General features: G+C 73.2%; 6 protein-coding genes and 1 tRNA gene. All 7 read right to left on the reverse strand.

The genetic code is table 11. The features are described 5' to 3' along the window. Positions 1-37: 37 nt before the first annotated feature. Positions 38-113: transfer RNA gene (locus ACY0I8_RS15950), tRNA-Phe, on the reverse strand. 43 nt (positions 114-156) lie between these two features. Continuing rightward, entirely contained in the window at positions 157-1755 is a 1599-nt protein-coding gene (locus ACY0I8_RS15955; protein ID WP_461395530.1) for a bifunctional aminoglycoside phosphotransferase/ATP-binding protein, read from the reverse strand. A gap of 94 nt (positions 1756-1849) precedes the next feature. After that, positions 1850-1990, reverse strand: coding sequence for a hypothetical protein (locus ACY0I8_RS15960; RefSeq protein WP_459942063.1), 141 nt, complete (start codon positions 1988-1990; stop codon positions 1850-1852). 11 nt (positions 1991-2001) lie between these two features. Beyond that, positions 2002-2601, reverse strand: coding sequence for an aldolase (locus ACY0I8_RS15965; RefSeq protein ID WP_461395531.1), 600 nt, complete (start codon positions 2599-2601; stop codon positions 2002-2004). Continuing rightward, positions 2594-4384 (reverse strand): aldehyde ferredoxin oxidoreductase family protein, encoded by a 1791-nt coding sequence (locus ACY0I8_RS15970; RefSeq protein WP_461395532.1) that lies wholly within the window; start codon positions 4382-4384, stop codon positions 2594-2596. Before ACY0I8_RS15970 ends, ACY0I8_RS15965 begins: the two co-directional genes overlap by 8 nt. Beyond that, positions 4381-4644 (reverse strand): hypothetical protein, encoded by a 264-nt coding sequence (locus ACY0I8_RS15975; RefSeq protein ID WP_461395533.1) that lies wholly within the window; start codon positions 4642-4644, stop codon positions 4381-4383. Before ACY0I8_RS15975 ends, ACY0I8_RS15970 begins: the two co-directional genes overlap by 4 nt. Before the next feature lie 82 nt (positions 4645-4726). Further along, positions 4727-5269: a 2-amino-4-hydroxy-6-hydroxymethyldihydropteridine diphosphokinase gene (folK, locus tag ACY0I8_RS15980; RefSeq protein ID WP_461395534.1), complete on the reverse strand. Its 543-nt coding sequence runs from the start codon at positions 5267-5269 to the stop codon at positions 4727-4729. Positions 5270-5435 lie beyond the last annotated feature (166 nt).

Raw genomic sequence — 5435 nt, forward strand, 5'->3', positions numbered from 1 at the left:
CCTGGGTCCGGCGAAGACCCAAGCCCTTGGTCGAACCTGGTGCCCAGGGGCGGAATCGAACCACCGACACGGGGATTTTCAGTCCCCTGCTCTACCGACTGAGCTACCTGGGCCCCCAAAGCGGGAGCGGAGATTACCCCGGCCCCCCGGGGCGTGTCAAGGACCGGGCGGCGGGGCGAGACCCCAGCGGGCGAGCGCCCGCACGGCCTGGACGAAGGTCTCCTCCTTCGGGCCGTCGGTCACGATCCACGCGGGTTCGGGCTCCCCCGGAGCGGGGGGCTCCCACCGGGCCCGGGCCTGGCGGTACACCCCCCAGTCCGCGTCCGAAGGGCCCTTGCGGGGCCGGGACAATCGGCGGCGCACCTCGGCCTCAGACGCCTGACACAGGAGGATGCCCCACCGAACCCCCCACGCCCGGGCCGTCTCCCCCAGGGCCCGGCGCCAGCGGGCCTCCCTGAGGGTCGCGTCCACGATCACCCGCCGGCCCTCGAAGAGCGCTCCCTCAGCCCTGCGGAACACCTCGGCGTAGGTGCGCTCGGTCCACTCCGGGGTGTAGATGCCCTGGCCGTAGCCGGCCGGGGCCCGGTCGGCCGGGGAGAGCCCGGCCAGTTCCTTGCGCACGACGTCCGTTGCGATCAGCCGGAACCCCAACCGCTCGGCCAATCCCCGGGCCAGGCTCGACTTCCCGCTGCCCGGAAGCCCCCCGACTCCGAGAAGGCAGGGCCTTCTCTCGGGAGGTTCCAGGGCGTCGAGGGCCACCAGCCAGTGGGCCCGGGCCGAGGCGAGGGCCCGGTTCCTTTCGTCCGGGGATACCTCGGGCTCCAGGGCCGCGAACCCGTCCACCTTGGCCCGCACGCAGGCGCGATAGGCCACGTACCAGGGGAAGAGGCCGGCCCCTTCCGGGTCTTCCGCTGCGGCCAGGTAGGCCTCCTCGAACCCGCGGGCCAGATCGCGGCGCCCCTGGAACGTCAGGTCCATGGACAGGAACGCCGCATCAGCCACCGGGTCGGCGTACCGGAACCGCTCGTTGAACTCGATACAGTCCACCACGACCCACCGCCGCTCGGGAGCCCGGCGGGGAAACCAGTACACGTGGTCCAGGTGGAGGTCGCCGTGGGTGTCGCGCGGCACCCCCCGGGCCGCCCGGTCGTCCATGAGGGGGGAAAGCGCCGAAAGGCCGTGCTCCGTCACCCGGCGGACGCGCTCGAACACGCCGTCGGACACCGTGATCCCCCGGTGGCCGGCCGTCTGCTCGAAGTTCTCCCGGGCGTTCCGGCCCACCACGGCCGCCCTGCCGAACCGCGCCACGTGAGGACCGGCCTCGGCCCGGGCGTGAAACCGGGCCAGGAACGTCCCGAAGGACCCGATCTCCCCCATTCCCACCTCGCCCCGGTCCAGCCGCCGGAGAAGCGTGGCCCGCTCCGGGAGCCGCCGCATCCACACGGCCCACTCCACCGGCTCCCCCTCGCCGTCCACCCGTGCCCGCCCCCGGTCCAGGGTCACGGGCACCACGCCCAGGTACACCTCGGGGGCCATGCGCCGGTTCAGCCGGACCTCCTCCCGGCAGAAATGGGCCCGGCGCTCCGGGGTCGAGAAGTCCAGGAACCCGAGGTCCAGGGGCTTTTTGATCTTGTAGGCGTAAGCGCCGGCCAGGAACACGGCCGAGATGTGGGTCTGCCGCACCTCAACCCGACGGCAGGGGTGGGGATAGGCCTCCGGGGAGGACAGGGCTCGGATCAGGGCCTCGAGGTCCATGGCGGTCCGCCGGGAATCGGGGGTGCCGGCACCGCCAATCTATCGCATCCGGCGCCCGTGTCCACGGCCGGTCCCGCGATGGCGGGGGGCGGCCCTACTCGAAGAACAGGGCCTTCCCCACCAGCACCACCACCAGGATCACGACCAGGAAGATGAAGATCCCGGCCCAGATGTGGCCCAGCTTCTCGTCGAGGGGCATCGGGTCGGAAGGGTTTCGCCTCGCCGTCTTGGCCATGGGGTGTCCTCCTACCAGCGCTCGTAGCGGTCGGCCCCCTCGCGGTACTCCCGGATCCGGTCGGCGCCGAGGTTCTTCAGGATGCAAAGGATCCGCGCCGAGGCCTCCAACGTGGAGGAGACCATGTAGGCCTCCTCCAGGAGCTCCCCCACCGCGAACGCGCCGTGGCCCCGGAGCACGGCGATGCGGTGGTCCCGGAGCGCCGGGGGGAGGATCCGGGCCACCTCGGCGCTCCCCACGGTTTTGGCCGCACTCACCACCGGAACCCGGTGAAGGAGGTACGAGCCCTCGGAGTCCACCGGCACGATCGCGTCCTCCACCAGCGAGAGCGCCGTGGCGTGGAGCGGGTGGGTGTGCACGATCGCCAGCGCGCTCGTGGCCCGGTAGATGGCCCGGTGCACCACGAGCTCCGTGCTCGCCAGGGTGACCATGCTGTCGTCGGCCTCGAGGCCGGTTTCCACCAGGTCCTCCGGCCGGAGCCGGCCGAGCATGGCGCCTCGGCGGGTGATCACGATGCGGTCCCCGAGCCGCACGCTCATGTTGCCGCCGTGGGAGGTGATGAGCCCGGCCACGAAGAGATCCCGGCCGATGTCGCGAAACTGCTCATACATCGGGCGCCTCCCCGGCATCGAGCCCGAGCTGGGAGAGCTTGCCCGGCGTGGGCCGGCCGCGCGCGTCCCAGCCCCGGAACCGGTAGTACTCGTCGAGCATCGGCCCGAGCCGCACCGTATGCCCCGCGCTGGGACCCTCGGCCACGGGCTCCTCGAGGAGCCGCCGCGGCAGGGTGTCGGCCTCCCGGCCGAAGCCCCGCTCCAGGTTCACCAGCCGCTCCAGGGTGTAGATGCGCTCCCCGATGGTGAGAAGCCCCTGGCCGTCCACGTCCAGGCCGGTGGCCGCCCGCAGGAGCCGGGCGTAGTAGCCCTCCGACAGGGCGAACCCGGTGAACCGGCACAGCACCAGGCTGTCCACCGCGGCGTTCAGATTCTGCTGCACGATCACGAGCCCCGCCTTGCCCGACCAGGCGAACCGGTCCACGAGCTTTGGCGTGGCCAGGATCTCGGGCGCCACCATGTAGGCCCGCAGGTGGCACCCACCCCGGTTCGAGGTGGCGTAGGCGAGCCCCTGGCCCTGGCACCCCCGGGGATCGTAGGCCGGGAGCTCCAGGCCCTTCGCGGCCATGGCCACGTCCCCCCGGCCCAGTGCCCGGCCGAGGTGGGCGCTTCCGTGCCGCAGCACCTCGCCCCGCCCCCGGCCCAGGGCCATTTCCTCCAGAAGCCGCGCCACCCCCGCCTCGCCCCCCTCCAGGGGGTCCCAGGGCAGGTCCCCCCGCTCCCACAGCTCCCGGGCCGCCGCCAGGGTCGCCCCGGCCGAGATGGTGTCGAGGCCGAGGTCGTTGGCCACCAGGTTGAGCCGGGCCACGGCCGCGAGGTCCGCCAGGCCCAGGTCCACCCCGAAGGCCCAGAGGGTCTCGAACTCCGGGCCCTGGACCTCCCCGCCCCCCAGCCGGATCCGCCTGCCGCAGGCGATCGGGCACCCGGGGCAGGCCTTTTTCCCCACCGTGATCTCCCGGAGGGCCTCCCCCGACACCGCCTCGGCCCGGTCGAACCGGCTCTCCCGGAAGTTCCGGGCGGGAAGGGCCCCCACCGCGTTCACCACATTCATGAGGACCGCGGTTCCGAACTCCGGGAGGCCCCGGCTCGTGACCGGGTGGGCCGAGAGCCATTTGCGGCACTCCCTCACGACGAAGGCGAACCCCTCCGGGTCGGCCACCTCGATCGGTTCCTCCCCGCGAACCACGACCGCCTTCAGGTTCTTGGCGCCCCAGGTGGCCCCCAGGCCTCCCCGGCCGAAAAACCGCTCGCCGTGGGCCACGTTGGCGAGCCGCGACCCGGCCTCGCCGGCCGGCCCCACGGTGAGGGCCGCGGCCTTGGGGCCGTACCGCTCGGCCAGCGCCCTCTGGACGGCCCGGTTCCCGAGCCCCCGGAGGTCCCCGGCGGGCTCGAACCGGACCCCGTCCGGGTCGACCGAGAGGACCACCGGGGCATCGGCGCGGCCCTCGATCCACAGGGCGTCGTACCCGGCCCGCCGAAGGCGGATGCCGAAAAAACCGCCCGAGTTGGCGTCGAACAGGGTGTTCGTGAGGGGGGAGAGGGCCGTGGCGCTGGTGCGCGAGGCCGTGGGGGCCGCCGTGCCCGTGAGGGGTCCGGTGGCCACCACGAAGGGCGCCGAGGGATCCAGGGGATCGAGGCGGTGCCGGCCTTCGGCGCTCACCAGGTAGGCCCCGAGGCCTCGCCCCCCCAGGTAGGCCCGGAGCACCTCGGGCGGAATCTCCTCCACCCGGGCCGCGCGCTCGGCGAGATCCACCCTGAGGAGCCGGCCGGGGCGGCCGCTCATGCCGCGCCGCCCCCCTTGGCGGCGTGGGCGTCCCGGCAGGCCTCGCTGCAGAAGTATGTCCCGCCGGGACCGGGCACGGCCGACTCCTTGGGCACATAGACCCCGCACTGGGGATCCTGCACCAGCTCCCCCCCCTGGATCGCCCGGCCGGGGGCTGGGCGGGCCCGGGGACGCTCGGGCTTGGGGGCGGGCTTGAGGCCCTTGATGAACTTCACCAGGAGCCAGATCAAAACGCCATAGAAGAGGGCTCGAATCAGCACGGACAGGTTCCTCTTTGTCGTGGCAGACAGGCCGGGACCAGGCCCGCATCCCGGCGATCCGTTTGTCGGTCGCCGTGCTCCCTCACGCCCCCCCGGATCCGGCCTCCAACACGCCGGCCCAGTCCGGACGCCCGAGACGCTCGACGTCGGGGGTCGGGCCCAGCGCCGCGAGCAACTCGGCCACCGTTCGGCCGAGCACGGGGTGCTCCATGTCCGGGGCGATCTCGGCCGCCGGCACGAGCACGAATCCCCTCTCGGCGAACCGGGGGTGCGGAACCTCGAGATCGGGCCCCCGCACCGTTCGGTCGCCATACAGAATCAGGTCGAGGTCCACGGTGCGCGGCCCCCAGCGCCGTTCCCGCGTCCGGCCCAGGCTCCGTTCGATCCCCAGGAGCTCCCGGAGGAGCGCCTCGGGCGGGAGCCGGGTCGCCAGGAGCACGGCACCGTTCAGGAACGCCGGCTGGTCGGTCTCGCCCACCGGGGCCGTGCGGTAGAGCGACGACACGCGCAGGATCCGGGTCTCCGGAAGACGCCCGATCGCCTCCAGGGCCCGGGCCAGGTTCGCCTCCACGTCGCCGACGTTGCCCCCGAACGCCACGAGCGCGCGCACCTCGGCGTGTTCCATCCGCTCCTCCCGGCAGGCATCGGCGGATCGTAGCACCGCCGCCGAAATCCTGTCCAACGCTGGGACCGTCGGAGACGGAGGTCGGGGGGATTCCGGAGGGGGCGGTCGCGCGCTAGGCTGGGTCGCGAGGGAGCGTCTCGGGGGGAAGGAGGTGCGCCATGACCCG

This window comes from Deferrisoma sp. (genome assembly GCF_054681715.1).

What these genes read in the sequence shown, in the direction of transcription:
- ACY0I8_RS15955 (WP_461395530.1), bottom strand. Translation starts at nt 1,755, where the DNA reads ATGGACCTCGAGGCCCTGATCCGAGCCCTGTCCTCCCCGGAGGCCTAT.
- ACY0I8_RS15960 (WP_459942063.1), bottom strand. Translation starts at nt 1,990, where the DNA reads ATGGCCAAGACGGCGAGGCGAAACCCTTCCGACCCGATGCCCCTCGAC.
- ACY0I8_RS15965 (WP_461395531.1), bottom strand. Translation starts at nt 2,601, where the DNA reads ATGTATGAGCAGTTTCGCGACATCGGCCGGGATCTCTTCGTGGCCGGG.
- ACY0I8_RS15970 (WP_461395532.1), bottom strand. Translation starts at nt 4,384, where the DNA reads ATGAGCGGCCGCCCCGGCCGGCTCCTCAGGGTGGATCTCGCCGAGCGC.
- folK (WP_461395534.1), bottom strand. Translation starts at nt 5,269, where the DNA reads ATGGAACACGCCGAGGTGCGCGCGCTCGTGGCGTTCGGGGGCAACGTC.